A 17,909-nucleotide genomic window follows, 5' to 3' on the forward strand; every position below is an offset into this window, starting at 1 on the left:
GCCGCGCACCCCCCGACGGGCTATGGCCCCCTGCTCACGACGTGCCATAGCGTGAAGAGGATCAGCGTCGGGCTCCACACCCGACCCACGACGAAGTGGATGATCATGACCGAACCGCGTCGAGCCAGGACCCGAACGACCCGCATGGCGGCCCTTGTGGCCGTCGCCGCCCTCACGACCGCCCTGACCGCGCAGACCGCGTCGGCCAAGCCGTCGGAGGCGTGCACGAACCGCAACAACAACACGTACCAGAAGCTTCTCGAGTGCGTCACCGTCGACGGTGTGCGCGCCCACCAGGCCGCACTGCAGAAGATCGCCGACAACAGCAACGACCCGGTCTACCCGGGGACCCGCGCTGCGGGAACCGTCGGCTACGACCGGAGCGTCGACTACGTCGCCGGCCTCCTCCGCAAGGCTGGCTACCAGGTCACGCTCGACCCGGTCGACGTCACCTTCAACTTCCCGGCGAATCTCCGCCAGCTCACCCCGGCGCCGCCTGACGACTACGAGACCGGCGTCTTCACCGGCAGCGGCTCGGGTGAGGTCCAGGGCAACGTCATCCCCGTCGACATCGACCTCACGCCGACAGGAGGGTCCACGAGCGGTTGCGAGGCGGCCGACTTCGCCGGGCTCGACTTCAGCGGCCCGAGCGACATCGCGCTCGTGCAGCGCGGGACGTGCTTCTTCGGCACGAAGGCCTACTACGCCGAGCAGGCCGGTGCCGAAGCCATCGTCATCTTCAACGAGGGCAACACCCCGGAGCGTTCCGGCCTCATCGTCGCCGACGGCACGAGCATCGACGAGCCGATCCCCGGTGCCCCCGGACCGATCACCCACGGCATCCCGGTCGTCGGAGCGAGCTTCGCCGACGGTGCGCTGCTCGCGCGACCCGGCTCGACGGCATACGTGCTCGTCCTGCCCGCCGAGACACGCAACGACTACAACGTCATCGCCGAACTCCCCGGACGCAACACCGACAACGTCGTCATGGCCGGCGCCCACCTCGACAGCGTGATCGAGGGGCCCGGCATCAACGACAACGGCTCGGGCTCCGCCGCGCTGCTCGAGACGGCCCTCAAGATGGCCAAGCTCACGCCGGAGAACACGCTGCGGTTCGGGTGGTGGGCCGCCGAGGAGCAGGGCCTCGTCGGGTCGGCCGACTACGTCAACGGCCTGTCGGCCGCGGAGCGCGACCGGATCGCGATGTACATGAACTACGACATGGTCGGCTCGCCGAACGACATCTTCATGGTCTACGACGCCGACGAGTCGACGTTCGAGGCGCCCGTGCCGGTGCCGGCAGGGTCCGCGGCGATCGAGGACGTCTACGAGTCGTACTACACGAAGGTCGGTGAGCCGTACGACGACACCGAGTTCTCGGGTCGCAGCGACTACGAGGCCTTCATCAACGCCGGGATCCCGTCGAGCGGGCTCTTCACCGGTGCCGAGGAGATCAAGACGGCCGAGCAGCAGGCCATCTGGGGCGGCACGGCCGGTGACGCCTTCGACCCGTGCTACCACGCGGCCTGCGACACCTATGCCAACGTCGACCTCCACGCACTCGAGGTCAACAGCGACCTCATCGCCTTCGCGATGCTCACCTTCGCGTACTCGACCGAGTCCGTGAACGGCGTCCCCGGCAAGAAGGTCCCCGGCCCCGCGTTCACCCTCCCGGCCCCGGCCGGACCGCAGGGCACCTTCGCCGGCGAGGACGGAGGCCTCGCACACGGTTCCGGCGGCTGACGCCGGCCCTTTCCTCGACGGCCCCCGACGCGCACCGCCGCGTGTCGGGGGCCGTCGACCTTCCCGGTATGCCGTCCGGCCTCGAGTTCCGGGACCTTGGCCCTGTCGGCGAGGGCCACGGCCGCGGTGCACTGGTGCAGGAGGTCGAGGTCATGGGTGCGAGATGGCGGGCGGTGTGGGTCGCAGTCGCGGCCGTGCTGGTCCTGGCGGCGTGCGCCGCTGCGGGCAACGAGGACGCGGGAACGGCCACGGGTCAGCCGGGCTTCTGGCTCGGCCTGTGGCACGGGGTGATCAGCCCGATCACGTTCATCGTGTCGCTGTTCCGCGACGGCGTCGGGATCTACGAGGTGCGCAACTCGGGTGCCTGGTACGACTTCGGTTTCATGCTCGGTGTCTCCTTCGCCTTCGGGTCGACGGGACGTGCCGGTGCCGGCTCGTCCCGTCGCCGCGAGTCCTCGCGAGCGGGTCGTGGCGACCATGGGTGAGTGGCAGGAGCGTCGACCGCCGCGCGCGACCACCGTCGTCGGTGCGCTCTACCTCGTCGCCTCGGGGAGCCACGTCGGGCTCGTGAGCGCGGACCCGTCTGTCTACGAGTCGTTCGCCGCGAGAGGGCTGTTCGCGTTCGTCCGCTCTGGTTGGACCGACATCGTCATGGCCTCGCCGCGCCCGTGGATCTATGCCCTCGCAGCCGGCGAGGCGACCCTCGGAGCGCTCCTGCTCAGCGGCGGGCGCGCGGCGCGCGCCGGCTGGATCGGGGTGCTCGCCTTCCACGCCCTGCTGCTCCTGTTCGGCTGGGGGTTCTAGCTGTATGCCGTCCCCGCCGGCGCATTGCTCGCCTGGCTCGCGCATCGCGACTGGCCGGGGTTGGGGCGTCAGTCGGTCGAGCGGGAGCCGAGCGTCGCACTGTGGTCGGGCACGTAGGTCGCCTGCTCTCGGGGCGGGCGCTCGTACCCGCGCGGCGCAGGACGGTCGGGCAGCACCAGGGTCGGCGGTGGCACCTCGACGTAGGGGATCGTCGAGAGCAGGTGGGCGATCATGTTGAGGCGGGCACGCTTCTTGGAGTCGGACTCGACGACGTACCAGGGTGCCTCCGGGATGTCGGTGTGCACCATCATCTCGTCCTTGGCGCGGGAGTAGTCCTCCCAGCGGGTGATCGACTCCAGGTCCATCGGTGAGAGCTTCCACTGACGCATCGGGTCGCTCAGCCTCGACCTGAAGCGGCGTTGCTGCTCGGCGTCACTCACCGAGAACCAGTACTTGCGCAGGAGGATCCCGTCCTCGAGGAGCAGCCGCTCGAAGATCGGGCACTGGTGCAGGAAGCGCCGGTACTCGTCCGGCGTGCAGTAGCCCATGACGCGCTCCACCCCGGCGCGGTTGTACCAGGACCGGTCGAACAGCGTGATCTCGCCGGCGGCGGGCAGGTGCTCGATGTAGCGCTGGAAGTACCACTGGCCCTGCTCCCGCTCGGTCGGCTTCGGCAGGGCGGCGATGCGGACGTTGCGCGGGCTGAGGTACTCGGTGATCCGTTGGATGGTGCCGCCCTTGCCTGCGGCGTCGCGTCCCTCGAAGATCACGACGATGCGCTGCCCTTCGGCCTTGACCCACTCCTGGACCTTGACCAGCTCGGCCTGGAGGCGGAGCAGCTCGCCCTCGTATGCCGTGGTGCTGAGGGACCCGGCGTCTCGCGCAGGCGATGCCATGCACCGATCGTAGGGCGGTGCCCGTACGGCCGCCTGACTCTGGGCGAAACCTCAGTCGGTGACGAGGTCCTCGATCCGCTCGAGCGTCCTCTCCATGTTGCGCCGGGTCGTCGTGGCCATCCGGCGGACCGCCGGTCGACCGGGCCACGCCTCGGTGCTGATGTCCCACGTCTCCCGGACGAGAGTGCCGGCCTCGACGGGCTCGAGCTCGTAGCGCCACGTCCGGCCGGTGAACAGCAGCGAGAGGGGGAACGGTGCGAGGGTGCGCCAGGCGATGCGGCGGTCGTCGACGAGCTCGACCACCTCGTTGCGCGTCGAGTACCTCGCGCCCAGCTTCATGTCCATCCCGAACGAGTCGCCCAGCCGCAGCCGCCGCCCGCCCGAGCGTGCCCGCTGCACCGTGCCCGAGCCGTCGATGTCGAGGTGCCGGGCCGGGTCGACCAGCAGGTCGAAGATCTCGCCGGCGGAGGCGGGGATGAGTCGTTCGACGCTCACGCTGTCACGGTCGGTCATGGGGCTCAGGCTACGTGCGGCCCGAGCGGCGCCCTGCCTCGGGCCGTCACCACAGGCCGTACACGTCACCGGCTACGGCGCTGGCCACCACGCCCACGAGGCCTTGCTCGGTGTGCAGCATCCCGAAGAGAACCGACGACCCCACCACCGATGCCCCGAGCCCGGCAGGCCCCCGACCGAGGAGCTCGGTCAGGCGGGTGAGCAGGTAGCCCCGGAAGGCGACCTCCTCACCCAGCGCGGCCACGACCCACCCGGCGACGAGGTCTGCTCCGGGCAGACGATCACCCGGGGAGCACTCCGCGGTCTGTCGGCCGGGTGGTACACCCCCTTCGTCGGCAACACTCCCTACGTCGAGACCGCCTTCGAGCAGAAGGTGACAGCGGGCCGCCCGTCCTACACCTTCAGCGTGGAGATTCCGCGCTACACCTACGCGCGCGACTCCGCCGGCATCTACCGCCGGACCGCGACGACCGCCTGGGTGACGTACAAGCTCTGACGCCGCACCACGGCATACGCACGACGAAGGCCCCGGATCGCTGTCGCGGTCCGGGGCCTTCGTCGTGCTGGTGGGCGATACTGGGTTTGAACCAGTGACCTCTTCCGTGTCAGGGAAGCGCGCTACCACTGCGCCAATCGCCCGTGAGGGGTACTACTCGAGGTGGAGACGGGATTTGAACCCGTGTAAACGGCTTTGCAGGCCGCTGCCTCGCCTCTCGGCCACTCCACCATTGAGGGGTGGCTAACCCTCCGAGCGGATGACCGGGTTCGAACCGGCGACCTCAACCTTGGCAAGGTTGCGCTCTACCAACTGAGCTACATCCGCGCGACGCCCGAAGTTTCCTTCCTGCGTGCGGAGAGAAACTTAACCGATCCTGCGCGTGAACTCCAAACCGGCTCGGTCAGCGGCCGGAGCCGACCCTGATCCGGGGGATGACGAGGGTCTCGTCGTCGCTGATCGGGGTCAGCGGACGCCGGGCCGCCTGCCGTATGCCGTCCAGATCGAGGTCGTCGTCGACGTCGCCGTCCGCGGGCTCCGCGTCGTCGTCCACTCCCCCGCCGGCGGTGCCTGCGGCGGTCGTCGGCGGCGGCGTGGCGGGACTCCGCTTGGACCTCACCCACTCCGCCACCCGAGTCCGCAGGCTGCGCTGGTCCTCGGACGGCCAGAGGTTGCGGATGCCGGCGTTGAGGGCGGCGCCGATGAGGACGGCGATGGCGAGCATGTAGAGCCAGATGAGCAGGACGATCGGCGCGCTCAGCGGGCCGTAGATCGACGTCCCCCCGAGCGAGGCGGCGATGGAACCACGCACCGCGAACGACGCCACGACCCAGATGAGGAGGGTGAGCACCGCCCCCGGGACGTCGTGGGTCCACGGGCTCCGGACCGGCGTGGACACGTGGTACAGGCTCGTGAACGCCGCGATGACGAGCAGCGAGACGACCGGCCAGTAGAGCAGCGTGAGGAAGTCCAGCCGCTCCGGGAGGAACTGGCCGAGCAGCGTCGGCCCGATGAGCACGAGTGGGATCGTGACGATGCCGACGAGCAGCGCGACGACGTAGAGCGAGAAGCTCAGCACGCGCGTCGGCACGATCCCGCGCACGCCCGACTGGCCGTACATGATCGAGACGGTGTCGACGAGGACGTTGAGGGCACGCGACCCCGACCACAGCGACAGGACGAACCCGACGGAGATGAGGTCGAAGCGCCCCGCCGTGAAGACGTCGTCGACCGTGGGAGCGAGCGTCGTGGAGATGACGTCCGTCGTGAGGAAGCGCCCGGCGAACTCCGTGATCCCGTTGCGGACGGTCTCGACGGTGTCCGTGCCGAGCCAGCGGCCCACGTAGCCGACGCCACCGAACAGCCCGAGGACGAGCGGCGGCAGCGACAGCAGCGCGAAGAACCCGGCCTCGGAGGCGAGCCCCGTGACCCGGTAGCGCAGGCAGATCCGGATGGTCTCCACCGTGAGCCTGGCCAGCGCCTCGACGGCAGGGAACCGCGCCAGCCAGCGCCGGAGGCGTCGCTTCGCGTCGGTCACCCGTTCACGCTAGCCGCCCCACCTGCACGGACCCGACCGTGACACGGCCCGGCGGCGGACACGAGCCGGTCACATCTGACCCGTGCGCCCCGTGCCACGGGCTAGCGTTCGGGCCGTGCACACCCATGACGTCGCGAACCAGGTGCCCGACTTCACCGGGCACGACCTCTTCGGTACCGACGCCGTCGCCGTCGAGGCGGTGCAACGGTGGGGTCGGCCCGAGGACGTCCCCCGGCTGCACGCGCTGGGCGAGCTTGCCGGCAACCCCCTGACCCAGGCGTGGGCCGACGACGCCCACCGCGACATCCCTCGGCTGCGGACCCACGACCGCACCGGGCAGCGCGTCGACGAGGTCGACTACTCCCGCAGCTACCACGACCTCATGCGGGTCGCCGTCGGCCATGGGCTCACCGCCGAGGCCTGGACGCAGCCGGCCGACAGCGGCGCACACCTGCGACGTGCCGCCGGCTTCGTCACGTGGTCACGTGCCGAGGCGGGTCACCTGTGCCCCGTCTCGATGACGTATGCCGCGGCGCCCGCCCTGCGCTCGACGCCCGCCCTCGCGGACCGTTGGGTCCCGCTGCTCGCCTCGCGAGACTACGACCCGGCGTTGCGGGCGTTCGGCGAGCGGACGTCGGCGATCGCCGGGATGGGAATGACGGAGAAGCAGGGCGGTTCCGACGTCCGCGCCAACGCCACTCGGGCCGAGGCCTTTCCGGGCGGGCCCATCGAGGGTGGTGACACCTACCGGCTCACCGGCCACAAGTGGTTCTTCTCGGCCCCCATGAGTGACGTCTTCCTCGTGCTCGCGACGACGGCGGCCGGCGTGACGTGCTTCCTCGTGCCGCGGATCCTCGACGACGGGACCCGCAACGCGCTCCGCCTCCAGCGCCTCAAGGACAAGCTCGGCAACCGCTCGAACGCCTCCTCCGAGGTCGAGCTCGAGGAGGCGTGGGCGGTGCGGGTCGGCGAGGACGGGCGGGGCATCCGCACCATCATCGAGATGGTCTCCTCGACCCGGCTGGACTGCATCCTGGGCTCCTCGGCGACGATGCGGGAGGCGGTGACGCGCGCCCTGCACCACGCGCGCCACCGTTCGGCCTTCGGAGCCCGGCTGGTCGAGCAGCCCCTCATGCGCAACGTCCTCGCCGACCTCGCCCTCGAAGTCGAGGCGGCCGAGCTGCTCGGCCTGCGGATGGCGCACGCCGTCGACGCCGGCGAGAGCGACCTCGCCCGGCTCGGGGTGGCGCTCGGCAAGTTCTGGGTGTGCAAGCGGACGCCGCCGGTCGTCGCCGAGGCGCTCGAGTGCCTCGGTGGCGCCGGGTACGTCGAGGAGAACGGCCTTGCCCGGCTGTACCGCGAGGCGCCGCTCAACTCCATCTGGGAGGGGTCGGGCAACGTCGGTGCGCTCGACGTCCTGCGCGCCATGACCCGTGAGCCGGCGACGGTCGCGGCCCTCGCTAAGGAGCTGTCCGCCGCGCGCGGCCACGACCGGCGGCTCGACCGGGCCATCGACGCCGTGCCCGGGCTCGTCGCGATGGCGGCGACCGACCGCGGGCCGTGGCAGGCGCGCCGGATCGTCGAGCACCTGGCGCTGACCCTCCAGGCCTCGTTGCTCACCCAGCACTCCCCCACCGTCGTGTCCGAGGCGTTCATCGCCGGGCGGCTCGACGCGGACGGGCACGGCGCGACGTTCGGGTCGCTGGACGACCTCGGCGCGGCCGAGGTGACGCAGATCCTCGACCGCACCTTCGCCTGACCCCATTCGCCGTCGCTGCAGGGCAGCGGTTCAGGGCATCTGGGACAAGCGCCGCTGTTCGGCCTCGACGTCGAAGTCGGCCTCCGGCCACTGCGGGTCGAGCGCCTCGAGGTGCTCGAGCACGAGGTTGGTCACGGCGAGCCGGGCGTACCACTTGCGGTCGGCCGGGACGACGAACCACGGCGCGACGTCGGTCGAGCACTTCTCGATGGCGACCTGGTAGGCCTCTTGGTAGTCGGCCCAGTGGGCCCGCTCGTCGAGGTCGCCCGGGTTGTACTTCCAGTGCTTGTCCGGTCGGTCGAGCCGCTCGGCGAGCCGCGCCTTCTGCTCGTCGCTGGAGACGTGCAGCATGACCTTGACGATCGTCGTGCCGGACTCGACGACCGAGGCCTCGAAGTCGTTGATCTGCGCGTAGCGCCGCGACCACTGGCTGCGCGGGACGAGGTCGTGGACGCGCACGATGAGGACGTCCTCGTAGTGCGAGCGGTCGAAGACGCCGATGTCGCCCGGGCTCGGCAGGGCGTTGCGGATACGCCAGAGGAAGGGATGCCTCTTCTCCTCGTCGCTCGGCGCCTTGAACGCGGTGATGTCGACACCCTGCGGGTCGAACGACCCGACGACGTGTCGCATGATCCCGCCCTTGCCCGAGGTGTCCATGCCCTGGATGACGAGCAGCACCGAGCGGGTGCCGCCCCCACGCGACTCGGCGTAGAGACGCTCCTGCAGCTCGGAGAGCCGGTCGGCCAGACCCTCCATCGCCTTCTCGCCGCCGGCCTTGTCGCCGTCGAAGCCCGGCGTCGCGCGCGGGCTCAGCGCAGCGAGGTCGAAGCCCTCACCTGCGCGCAGCGCCTGGGTGAAGGTCGCCTGCTCGGTGCCCTTGCCCGTGCCGGACTTCTTGTCCCTGCTCTTCTTCGCCATCCCGGCATCCTGTCAGCCGTCGGACCCACCGTGGGGTGACAGACTCGACGTCGTGCGCCTGCTCCTCGACACGCGATCCGCCGCCAGCCCCTCCAGCCTCGCCGGTCAGGGCAGTGAGGTCGGCGACGACGACCTGACCCGACTCTATGCCTGGCCCTCGGACGGGGGCGTCCGAGCCAACTTCGTCAGCACCCTCGACGGCTCGGCGGCCGGGGGCGACGGCCGCAGCGGGTCGATCAACACCGACGCCGACGGACGCGTCTTCCACCTCCAGCGCGAGCTCGCCGACTGCGTCCTCGTGGGCGCGGGAACGGCACGGGCAGAGGGCTATCGACGTGGCGCGACCCCGATCTTCGTCGTGAGCGGTCGTGGGCACCTGCCCGAGTCACTCTCCGAGGGCGAGGGCAGCGTCGTCCTCGTGACCTGCGCGTCCTCCGGCCTCGAGCCGAGCGACGAGGTCTGGGTCGAGGGAGACGACGACGTCGACCTGCGTACCGTCGTGGCCCGCCTGAGAGATGCCGGTATGCCGTGCATCCTCGCCGAGGGCGGTCCCTCCCTCTTCCACGACCTCCTCGCCGCCGGGCTGGTGGACGAGCTCGCGCTCACGATCGCTCCCCGGCTCGTCGGTGGCGACGCCACGCGGGTCGTCGCGGGCACACCGCTCGACGGCGCCTCCGGGCTGGACGCCGAGATCGGCCACCTCCTCGAGGAGGACGGGTCACTCCTCACCCTCTGGCGCATCACCCCCGTTGCCTGAGTCGACTTATTGCCGCGGTGGGACGGCGAGCGCGAGCGAGCTGTCCCACCGCGGCAATAAGTCGCGTGTTCCTGGGTCAGTCGGTCGAGGCGAGGAGCTCGAGGGCGCGGAGCCGGTTGTCGAGGCCGGGCGCCGCGTTGGTCACCATGAGCTCGTCGGCCTGCGCGTGCTCGGCGAAGCGCTCGAGGTAGTCGCGCACCGTCGTGATGTCGCCGACGGCCGAGTACGTCATCATGTGCCGGGCCTGGGCGGCCACCGGCGAGTCCATGAGGGCGTCGACGGCAGCGTCGTCGAGGCGGCCGGCATACGCCGGGACGCGGGAGGCGAGCGAACGCACGCGTGAGCGAAGCACGGAGGCGGCCAGCGCCTCGGCGTGCTCCTGCTCGTCCGCGACGACGACGTTGAGTGCGGCGATGGCGTACGGCTCGGGGAGCTGCTCGGAGGGCCGGAACTCGCGGCGGTAGACCTCGATCGCCTGGACGAGCGCGTCGGGTGCGAAGTGGCTCGCGAAGGCGTAGGGCAGACCGAACCGGGCCGCGAGCTGCGCGCCGAACAGCGAGCTGCCGAGGATGTAGAGGGGCACCTTGGTGCCCCGCCCCGGGATCGCGTTGATCGTCGGCACGAGGCTCTCGTCGGAGAGGTAGCCCTGGAGCTCGAGCACGTCGTCGGGGAACCGCTCGGAGGCCCGCGGGTCAGCGCGCAGCGCGCGCATCGTCACCTGGTCGGTGCCGGGCGCGCGACCGAGCCCGAGGTCGATCCGGTCCGGGTGCAGCTCGGCGAGCGTGCCGAACTGCTCGGCGATGACGAGCGGCGAGTGGTTGGGCAGCATGACGCCGCCCGAACCGACGCGGATGCGCTCGGTCCGGGCAGCGACGTGCGCGAGCAGGACCGCGGTCGCCGCCGACGCGATCGAGGGCATGTTGTGGTGCTCGGCGAACCACAGCCGCTCGAACGTGCCGAGCGAGTCGGCCTTCTGCGCCAGCGTCACACTCGTCTCGAGGGCCTCGCCGATGGGCTGGTCGCGGCCCACCGTGGCGAGGTCGAGCAGCGAGAGCCGCGGTCCTGCGGGGCTCACGCGAGGACCGCCACGCGCTGCTCGTCGCGGGCCTCGGCGGAGTCCGTCTCGTCCTCGTCGAGCTCGAGCCGGGTGTCGGCGCCACCGAAGGTGTTGGCGTCGTAGACCGACTGGTCGAGCAGCCCGTTGCGCTTGGCCACGATCGTCGGGATGAGCGCCTGGCCGGCCACGTTGGTGGCGGTGCGGATCATGTCGATGATCGGGTCGATCGCGAGGAGCAGCCCGACGCCCTCGAGCGGGAGGCCCAGGGTCGACAGGGTGAGGGTGAGCATGACGACCGCACCGGTGAGGCCCGCCGTGGCAGCCGAGCCGACGATCGAGACGAACGCGATGAGCAGGTAGTCGGTGACGCCGAGGTCGACGCCGAAGAGCTGGGCGACGGTGATCGCGGCGAGTGCGGGGTAGATCGCGGCGCAGCCGTCCATCTTGGTCGTCGCACCGATCGGCACGGCGAACGAGGCGTAGTCACGCGAGACGCCGAGGTTGTGGGTGACGACGCGCTGCGTGAGCGGCAGGGTGCCGATCGAGCTGCGCGAGACGAACGCGAACTGGATCGCCGGCCAGGCACCGGCGAAGAACCGCACCGGGTTGAGGCCATTGGCCCGCGCCACGATCGGGTAGATCACGAGCAGGACGATGGCGCAGCCGATGTAGACGTCGGCAGTGAAGATCGCGAGCGGCCCGATGAGGTCCCAGCCGTAGTTCGCGACGGCGGAGCCGATGAGCGCGGCCGTACCGATCGGCGAGAGCTTGATGACCCACCACACGAGCTTGCTGAAGATCTCGAGGGCGCTGCGGGTGAGGTCGACGAACGGCTCGGCCTTGGCGCCGACGGCGAGCGCGGCGGCTCCGATCGCCAGACCGAGGACGACGAGCTGGAGGATGTTGAACGACGGGCTGGAGCTCAGCGCGCCGCCGTCCTCCGCGGAGGTCGACACCTCGAGACCGAGGAAGTTGCCCGGGATGATCGAGGTGAGGAAGTCGAGCCAGCTGCCGGTGTGGTCCGGAGCGGCACCGGCCGACGTGTCGAGCGTGGCGTTGGCGCCGGGGTTGGTCACGAGGCCGAGCGTGATGCCGACGACGACCGACGCAGCGGCGGTGACGGCGAACCACACGAGCGTCTCGCCCGCGAGCCGGGCCGCGTTCGTCACCTGCCGAAGGTTGGCGATCGAGACGATGATCGCGGCCAGCACGAGCGGGACGACGATGACCTTGAGCAGCTGGACGAAGATGCCACCGACGGTCTTGAGGGTCTCGGCGAGCCACGCTTGGTCGAGCTGGCGGGCGAGGAAGCCGAGGACGACGCCGACGGCGAGACCGATGAAGACCTGCGCCCAGAAGGGCAGGCCCGGACGCTTGGCGCGGGGTGAGGGTTCGGCCGCGGGCGCGACCGGCTCAGGGGTGGTGCTGGACATGACGGACTCCTGGGAGGAAGGGATGTGGGGCGGAGGCGGTCAGCGGCGACAGCGGTCGCTGGCGTCGAGCCTCAGGTCCACATGCAGACGCCGCCACAGGGCAGGAGTCATCGTCGGGGTGCACACAGGGGCGGCAACCGGGCCCGCGGCGGAACTATTCCCCGCTGACGAAATCGGTGACGACGCGTTCCCACCGCTCAGGATCGGTGTTCCACTCCTTGCAGTGGCGGGCCACCCGCCACTCCTCGAACGTCACGAGGTCCGGCCGTCGGGCCGCCAGCGCCCTCGACGGGCCCACCGGCACGAACTCGTCGTCAGCCGAGTGGATGAGCAGGATCGGGTGGTGCAGCTCGTCCGCCCGCCGCACCCAGTCGGTGAGGGCGACGTCCACCGATTCGTGGACCCCGACGAACCGCTTGCCCCAGGCCCGCCCCATCATCGAGCGCGAGAGGGAGCCGACGCCCTTGGGCAGCCGGTGCAGGTGGGCGTGGTGCGTGAGCACGTCGCCCCAGTCGATGACCGGGCCGTCGAGCACCACCTTCGTCACGACGTCGGCCGTCGGCGAGCGATCGAGGAACTGGAGCACGATAGCCCCGCCCATGGACCACCCGACGAGGAGGACCTCCCGGGCACCGGACCGGACGGCGTGCTCGACCGCCGCCTCGAGGTCGCGCCACTCGCTGAGGCCGAGGTTGTAGCGACCGTCGGGCCCGGCTGGCACGTCCTCGTCGTTGCGGTAGGTCGGGACGAGCGAGGTCCAGCCGGCGGCGTGCAGGGTGGGCAGCGCCCGCAGGGTCTCCTGTCGCTGGGCGCCACGACCGTGCACGAGCACGGCCCAGCGCGTCCCCGGACCGCCGGGCGCCGGGACGAGCCAGGCCGGCATACGACCGAGCTCTCCCTCGAAGGTGACCTGTTCGGTGGGCAGGCCGAGGGCCTGCTCCGGTGTGCCCACGTAGTGGTAGCCGTTGAAGCGGGCACCGCCGGGTCGCAGCTGGCCGGCATCGACGCCGAGGACCTCGCGCTCGACCGTGCCGGCCGCGACGTCGGTGGACGTCGGGTCACCGATGCGGACGTGTCCACGCCCGCCGTCGAGCCACAGGCCGTAGCGCCCCGGCACGACCGTCTCGTCCGTCGCCGACAGCAGGACTCGCCCGTCGCGGACCTCGAGGATCTCGGTGTCGTCGGGCCGTTGCCTCTCGGGCGTGAGGACGCGACGCGCGAAGTATGCCGCGGCCGCCAGCGAGCCGGCCGCGCTCGCGAGCGTCGTGGTCGCCCCCACAGCGGCCGCGGCGACGGCGGCGCGTCGCAGGCCCTTGGCCTCAGCCATCGAGGACGTCGGCGAGTTCGTAGGACACAGGCTCTTCGAGCTGGGAGTAGGTGCACGACTCGGGATCGCGGTCCTCGCGCCACCGCACGAACTGCGCGGTGTGCCGGAAGCGCACGCCCTCCATGTGGTCGTAGCGGACCTCGACGACGCGCTCGGGGCGCAGCGGGGTGAACGACAGGTCCTTGCCCGCGGCCCACCGGGACTGGGCGGCGTTCTGCGGTGTCCGGGTGCCCTCCTCCTGCTTGGCCCACGCCCACGGGTGGGCGTCGAAGTCGGTGACGAGGGGCTGCAGCTCCTCGAAGAGCTCCTTGCGCCGCGCCATCGGGAACGCACCGATGACCCCGACGCTCGCGAGCGTGCCCTCGTCGTCATAGAGCCCGAGAAGCAGCGAGCCGATGAGGTCGTCGCCGCTCTTGTGGGTGCGGTAGCCGGCGACGACGCAGTCGGCGGTGCGCTCGTGCTTGAACTTGTGCATCGTCCGCTTGTCGGGCTCGTAGGTGCCGTCGAGTGGCTTGACCATGACGCCGTCGAGCCCGGCGCCCTCGAACTGCTCGAACCACTGCCGCGCCTCGTCGGGGTCACGGGTGGCACGGGTGAGGTGGATGGGCGCCTCGACCTCGGCGAACGCCTTCTCGAGCTCGGAGCGACGGACGGAGAACGGCTCACCCATGAGGTCGCGCTCCCCCAGCGCCAGCAGGTCGAACGCCACGAAGCTCGCAGGTGTCTCTGCCGCAAGCTTCTTGACGCGGCTCGCCGCCGGGTGGATCCGCTGCTGGAGCAGGTCGAAGTCGAGCCGGTCCTCACCCGGGCGCACGAGGATGATCTCGCCGTCGACGACGCACTTGTCGGGGAAGTTGGCGAGCACCGCCTCGACGACGTCCGGGAAGTAGCGGGTCATCGGCTTCTCGTTGCGGCTACCGATCTCCACCTGGTCCCCGGAGCGGTAGATGATCGAGCGGAACCCGTCCCACTTGGGCTCGTAGCTCACGTCGCCCTCGACGAGCTTCTTGGACGGCTTGGCGAGCATGGGCGGGATCGGCGGCACGACCGGCATACCCCACTGCTCGCGCACCTCGGCGTCGCGCTCGGCCTTGGGCTTCATGTAGTCCTCGTCGGCGCGGTCGGTGCGCCGTTTGCTCGGCTGCACCCGCGGCGGCTCTCCCGGCATCTTGGGGTAGTCCGGGGGGAAGTTGAGCTCGCCGAGGCCGCGTTCGACGTCGGCGTCCCAGAGCGCGAGGGCCGGCCCGATGTCCCCGACCGACTCCCCCATCTCGGCCCAGGCGTCGCCTCGGTCGGCGAGGATACCGGGCACCGTGAGCACGGTGAAGTCGGAGGGTGTCACCGAGGTCAGCTCGGCCCAGCCCACGGGCATCGACACCGGCGCACCCGGCAGCGGCCGCGGGCTGTAGGCCGACGCGATGGTGCGGTCGCGACAGGCCTGGTTGAAGTCGACGAAGACCCTCTCTCCCCGCTCCTCCTTCCACCAGCTCGTCGTCACGAGGTCCGGCAGGCGGCGCTCGAGCTCGCGGGCGATCCCGATGACGCCGTGCCGCACGTCGAGGAACTCGTGCGTCGGCTTCACGCGGGCGAAGACGTGCACCCCGCGGTTGCCCGAGGTCTTGGCCCACCCGGTGAGTCCGAGCCCGGTGAGCAGCTCACGCAGGGCGAGCGCGGCCTCGACGGCGTCCTCGAACGAGCGACCCGGCTGCGGGTCGAGGTCGATCCGCAGCTCGTCGGGATTGTCGTTGTCGGCGGTGCGCACCGGCCACGGGTGGAAGGTGATGGTGTTCATCTGCACCGCCCACACCGCCGCAGCGGTCTCGTCGACGACGAGCTGCGCGTGCCTCCGGCCCGACGGGTAGCGGCACGACACCGTGCGGATCCAGTCGGGCATCCCCTTCGGTGGGTTCTTCTGGTAGAACTCCTCGCCGTCGATCCCCTCCGGGAACCGTTGCAGCGTCACCGGCCGGTCGCCGATCGCGCGGACCAGCGGCTCGCCCACCGCCTGCACGTATGCCGCGAGGTCGCCCTTGGTGATCCCCTCATCGGGCCACATGAGGCGGTCGGGGCTGGAGAGCCGGACCTCGCGGGTGCCCTCGGGTCCGTCGATCTCGATCGTCGTCGCGCCCGTCATGAGCACACCCTAGTGAGGCGGCTCGAAGAGTTTGCCCAATGCTGACGTGAGGACTACATACAAAACTGTGCAAACGGCATACGGTCGGGGCGTTCACTCCCTGCACCCCTGAAGGGCTCCTTCATGTCCGTGTTCTCCCGCAGAGCCTGCGCCGTCGCCGCAGCACCACTCGTCGCCCTACCGCTCGCCGGGGCCACCGCCCTGTTCGCCGCGGCCCCCGCCAGCGCCGCGTCCACGACCGTCGTCATCTCCGAGGTCTACGGAGGTGGCGGCAACTCCGGCGCCCCCTTCCAGAACGACTTCATCGAGCTCGGCAACCGCTCGTCCTCGGGCGTGAGCCTCGCCGGTTGGAAGGTCGAGTACTTCTCCGCCGCCGGCGGCTCGGGTGGCGCGACGACGCTGTCCGGCAGCATCGCCGCGGGCAAGACCTTCCTCATCAAGCAGGGTGCGGGCGCCGGTGCCGGCGCCGCCCTGCCCGAGCCCGACGCCTCCGGCACGCTCAACATGAGCGCCACCAACGGCCGGGTCGACCTCGTCGACCCGAGCGGCGCGCTCGTCGATCGCATCGGCTTCGGCACCGCCAACCTCTCCGAGGGCACCGCGACCCGGTCGCTGTCCAACTCCACCTCGGCCGCCCGCAACGCCACCTTCACCGACACGGACGACAACGCTGCGGACTTCACGGTCGGCGCGCCGACCCCGCAGGCCTCCGGCGGTGGCGGCGGCACCGACCCCGAGCCCGAGCCCCCGACCGCTGTGTCGATCGCCGAGATCCAGGGCACCGGCGCGGCCTCCCCGATGCAGGGCAAGCAGGTCCGCACCCGGGGCGTCGTCACCGCCGTCTACCCGACCGGCGGGTTCAACGGCTTCTACATGCAGACCCCGGACACCGGTGGCACGACCGACGCCACGCCCGGCGCGTCCGACGGCATCTTCGTCTTCGGCACGACCGACGCCACGATCGGCCAGTGCCTCGACGTCACCGCCACGGTCACCGAGTTCAGCACCCTCACCGAGCTCACCAAGCCGACCCTCACGGCCGCGACCGGCTGTGCTCCCGTGACGCCGACGCCGCTCGCGACCCTCCCGGCGACCGACGCCGAGAAGGAGCAGTACGAGGGCATGCTCGTGCAGCCCCGGGGCACCTACACGATCACGAACAACTACGGGCTGAACCAGTACGGCCAGGTCGGTCTGGCGGTGGGCGACGAGCCGCTCTACACGGCCACGGACGTCGTCCTCCCGGGCGCCGCTGCCACGGCATACGAGGCCGAGAACGTGAAGAAGTACGTCACGCTGGACGACGGCTCGAGCTGGGACTACATCCGCAACGCGACCGCGCAGGACTCGCCGCTGCCCTACCTCTCGCAGACCGAGCCGATGCGGACCGGCTCGCAGGTGACCTTCGGCAAGCCGGTCATCCTCGACTACCGCTTCCAGTGGAACTACCAGCCCACCGGCCAGATCGTCGGCTCGACCGACGCCGACGACCCGGTGACCACCGAGAACGACCGCGAGGTCACGCCTCCCGCCGTGGGAGGCGACATCCGCCTGGCGACGTTCAACGTCCTCAACTACTTCACCGACCTGGGCGAGACCGAGGACACCTACAAGAACTGCCCGTTCTACGCCGACCGCGACGGCACCCCGGTGACGACGAACTTCTGCGAGGTCCGCGGTGCATGGACCCCGCAGGCGTTGAGCGACCAGCAGACCAAGATCGTCACTGCGATCAACGGGCTCGCTGCCGACGTCGTCTCGCTCGAGGAGATCGAGAACTCGGCCGGCATCAGCTACCTGCCCGGCCAGCCGCGGGACAAGGCCCTCGCCACCCTCGTCACGGCGCTCAACGCCGCGGGCGGGCAGTGGGCCTACGTCCAGTCGCCGTCCGTGGTTCCGGCCAACGAGGACGTCATCCGCACGGCGTTCATCTATCGCAAGGACCGCATCCAAGCGCTCGACGCGTCGCAGATCCTGCTCGACCCGGCCTTCGCCAACGCCCGCTACCCGCTGGCGCAGAAGTTCAAGGCCAAGAACGCCGGCTCGCCGTTCGTCGTCATCGCCAACCACTTCAAGTCCAAGGGCTCGGGCGTGGACGACGGCACCGGTCAGGGCAACTCCAACCCGTCGCGCGTCGAGCAGGCCAGGGCCGTGAGCACCTGGGCCAACACCGTCTTCGCGGACGAGGCCGTCTTCATGGTCGGTGACTTCAACGCCTACGCGATGGAGGACCCGGTGCGCGAGATCGAGGCCCGCGGTTTCACCAACCTCGGCAAGACGTTCGAGCCGACGTCGGCGAGCTACCAGTTCGACGGGCGCCTGGGCTCCCTCGACCACGGCTTCGCCAACGCCAAGGCCCTCCGGATGGTCACCGGCGCCGGTGTCTGGGACATCAACGCCGACGAGTCGGTCGCGATGCAGTACTCGCGTCGCAACTACAACGTGACGGACTTCTTCGCCGCCACGCCGTACTCGTCGTCGGACCACGACCCGCTGGTCATCGGCCTCGACGTCAAGGGCCGCGGCCCCCGCTGA

At 70.6% G+C, this 17,909-nt stretch carries 15 protein-coding genes and 3 tRNA genes; 6 read left to right on the top strand and 12 right to left on the bottom strand.

The features are described 5' to 3' along the window. The first annotated feature begins 51 nt into the window (after window positions 1–51). From ACSQ11_RS15230 to ACSQ11_RS15240, 3 genes are read left to right on the top strand one after another with little or no spacing between them, the layout of a single operon-like run. Window positions 52–1,743, top strand: a complete 1,692-nt coding sequence (locus tag ACSQ11_RS15230; protein WP_436007030.1) for a M20/M25/M40 family metallo-hydrolase — start codon at window positions 52–54, stop codon at window positions 1,741–1,743. Between the two features lie 41 nt (window positions 1,744–1,784). Next, window positions 1,785–2,228, top strand: a complete 444-nt coding sequence (locus ACSQ11_RS15235) for a hypothetical protein (RefSeq protein WP_436007032.1) — start codon at window positions 1,785–1,787, stop codon at window positions 2,226–2,228. Beyond that, window positions 2,221–2,547 (top strand): hypothetical protein, encoded by a 327-nt coding sequence (locus ACSQ11_RS15240; protein ID WP_436007034.1) that lies wholly within the window; start codon window positions 2,221–2,223, stop codon window positions 2,545–2,547. The genes ACSQ11_RS15235 and ACSQ11_RS15240 overlap by 8 nt, the downstream gene beginning before the upstream one ends. Before the next feature lie 68 nt (window positions 2,548–2,615). Here the strand turns inward: ACSQ11_RS15240 and ppk2 are convergent, their stop codons facing one another. The 7 genes from ppk2 to ACSQ11_RS15275 form a co-directional block, all read right to left on the bottom strand. Continuing rightward, window positions 2,616–3,443, bottom strand: coding sequence for a polyphosphate kinase 2 (gene ppk2, locus ACSQ11_RS15245; protein ID WP_436007036.1), 828 nt, complete (start codon window positions 3,441–3,443; stop codon window positions 2,616–2,618). 51 nt (window positions 3,444–3,494) lie between these two features. Continuing rightward, the gene (locus tag ACSQ11_RS15250; protein WP_436007038.1) at window positions 3,495–3,956 is read right to left on the bottom strand and encodes an SRPBCC family protein; all 462 of its coding nucleotides are present in this window, start codon (window positions 3,954–3,956) and stop codon (window positions 3,495–3,497) included. Between the two features lie 46 nt (window positions 3,957–4,002). Next, entirely contained in the window at window positions 4,003–4,200 is a 198-nt protein-coding gene (locus ACSQ11_RS15255) for a CPBP family intramembrane glutamic endopeptidase (protein ID WP_436007040.1), read from the bottom strand. 320 nt (window positions 4,201–4,520) lie between these two features. Continuing rightward, window positions 4,521–4,595: transfer RNA gene (locus ACSQ11_RS15260), tRNA-Val, on the bottom strand. Window positions 4,596–4,612: 17 nt separating this feature from the next. After that, window positions 4,613–4,683: transfer RNA gene (locus ACSQ11_RS15265), tRNA-Cys, on the bottom strand. A gap of 23 nt (window positions 4,684–4,706) precedes the next feature. Continuing rightward, window positions 4,707–4,779, bottom strand: a tRNA-Gly gene (locus ACSQ11_RS15270). 76 nt (window positions 4,780–4,855) lie between these two features. After that, window positions 4,856–5,989, bottom strand: a complete 1,134-nt coding sequence (locus ACSQ11_RS15275) for a YihY/virulence factor BrkB family protein (RefSeq protein WP_436007042.1) — start codon at window positions 5,987–5,989, stop codon at window positions 4,856–4,858. Between the two features lie 115 nt (window positions 5,990–6,104). Here ACSQ11_RS15275 and ACSQ11_RS15280 point away from each other — a divergent pair, with 115 nt between their 5' ends. Then, window positions 6,105–7,748: an acyl-CoA dehydrogenase family protein gene (locus tag ACSQ11_RS15280; protein WP_436007044.1), complete on the top strand. Its 1,644-nt coding sequence runs from the start codon at window positions 6,105–6,107 to the stop codon at window positions 7,746–7,748. Window positions 7,749–7,778: 30 nt separating this feature from the next. Here the strand turns inward: ACSQ11_RS15280 and ACSQ11_RS15285 are convergent, their stop codons facing one another. Continuing rightward, the gene (locus tag ACSQ11_RS15285; protein ID WP_436007046.1) at window positions 7,779–8,666 is read right to left on the bottom strand and encodes a polyphosphate kinase 2 family protein; all 888 of its coding nucleotides are present in this window, start codon (window positions 8,664–8,666) and stop codon (window positions 7,779–7,781) included. Between the two features lie 52 nt (window positions 8,667–8,718). On the opposite strand from ACSQ11_RS15285, the gene ACSQ11_RS15290 reads away from it, so the two are divergent. After that, window positions 8,719–9,423, top strand: a complete 705-nt coding sequence (locus tag ACSQ11_RS15290) for a dihydrofolate reductase family protein (protein ID WP_436007048.1) — start codon at window positions 8,719–8,721, stop codon at window positions 9,421–9,423. 76 nt (window positions 9,424–9,499) lie between these two features. Here ACSQ11_RS15290 and ACSQ11_RS15295 read toward each other — a convergent pair whose 3' ends face one another. The 4 genes from ACSQ11_RS15295 to ACSQ11_RS15310 all read right to left on the bottom strand — a co-directional run bounded on the left by ACSQ11_RS15295 (window position 9,500) and on the right by ACSQ11_RS15310 (window position 15,374). Further along, the gene (locus ACSQ11_RS15295; protein ID WP_436007050.1) at window positions 9,500–10,498 is read right to left on the bottom strand and encodes an LLM class flavin-dependent oxidoreductase; all 999 of its coding nucleotides are present in this window, start codon (window positions 10,496–10,498) and stop codon (window positions 9,500–9,502) included. After that, window positions 10,495–11,913 (bottom strand): dicarboxylate/amino acid:cation symporter, encoded by a 1,419-nt coding sequence (locus tag ACSQ11_RS15300; RefSeq protein WP_436007052.1) that lies wholly within the window; start codon window positions 11,911–11,913, stop codon window positions 10,495–10,497. Before ACSQ11_RS15300 ends, ACSQ11_RS15295 begins: the two co-directional genes overlap by 4 nt. A gap of 154 nt (window positions 11,914–12,067) precedes the next feature. Then, the gene (locus ACSQ11_RS15305) at window positions 12,068–13,240 is read right to left on the bottom strand and encodes an alpha/beta hydrolase family protein (RefSeq protein ID WP_436007054.1); all 1,173 of its coding nucleotides are present in this window, start codon (window positions 13,238–13,240) and stop codon (window positions 12,068–12,070) included. After that, entirely contained in the window at window positions 13,233–15,374 is a 2,142-nt protein-coding gene (locus tag ACSQ11_RS15310; protein ID WP_436007056.1) for an ATP-dependent DNA ligase, read from the bottom strand. Before ACSQ11_RS15310 ends, ACSQ11_RS15305 begins: the two co-directional genes overlap by 8 nt. A gap of 123 nt (window positions 15,375–15,497) precedes the next feature. Between ACSQ11_RS15310 and ACSQ11_RS15315 the strand changes: the two genes are divergently transcribed. Next, on the top strand, window positions 15,498–17,909 hold the full coding sequence (locus ACSQ11_RS15315; protein ID WP_436007058.1) for an ExeM/NucH family extracellular endonuclease: 2,412 nt from the start codon (window positions 15,498–15,500) through the stop codon (window positions 17,907–17,909).

This window comes from Knoellia sp. LjRoot47 (assembly GCF_964253435.1).
Lineage (GTDB): Bacteria > Actinomycetota > Actinomycetes > Actinomycetales > Dermatophilaceae > Knoellia.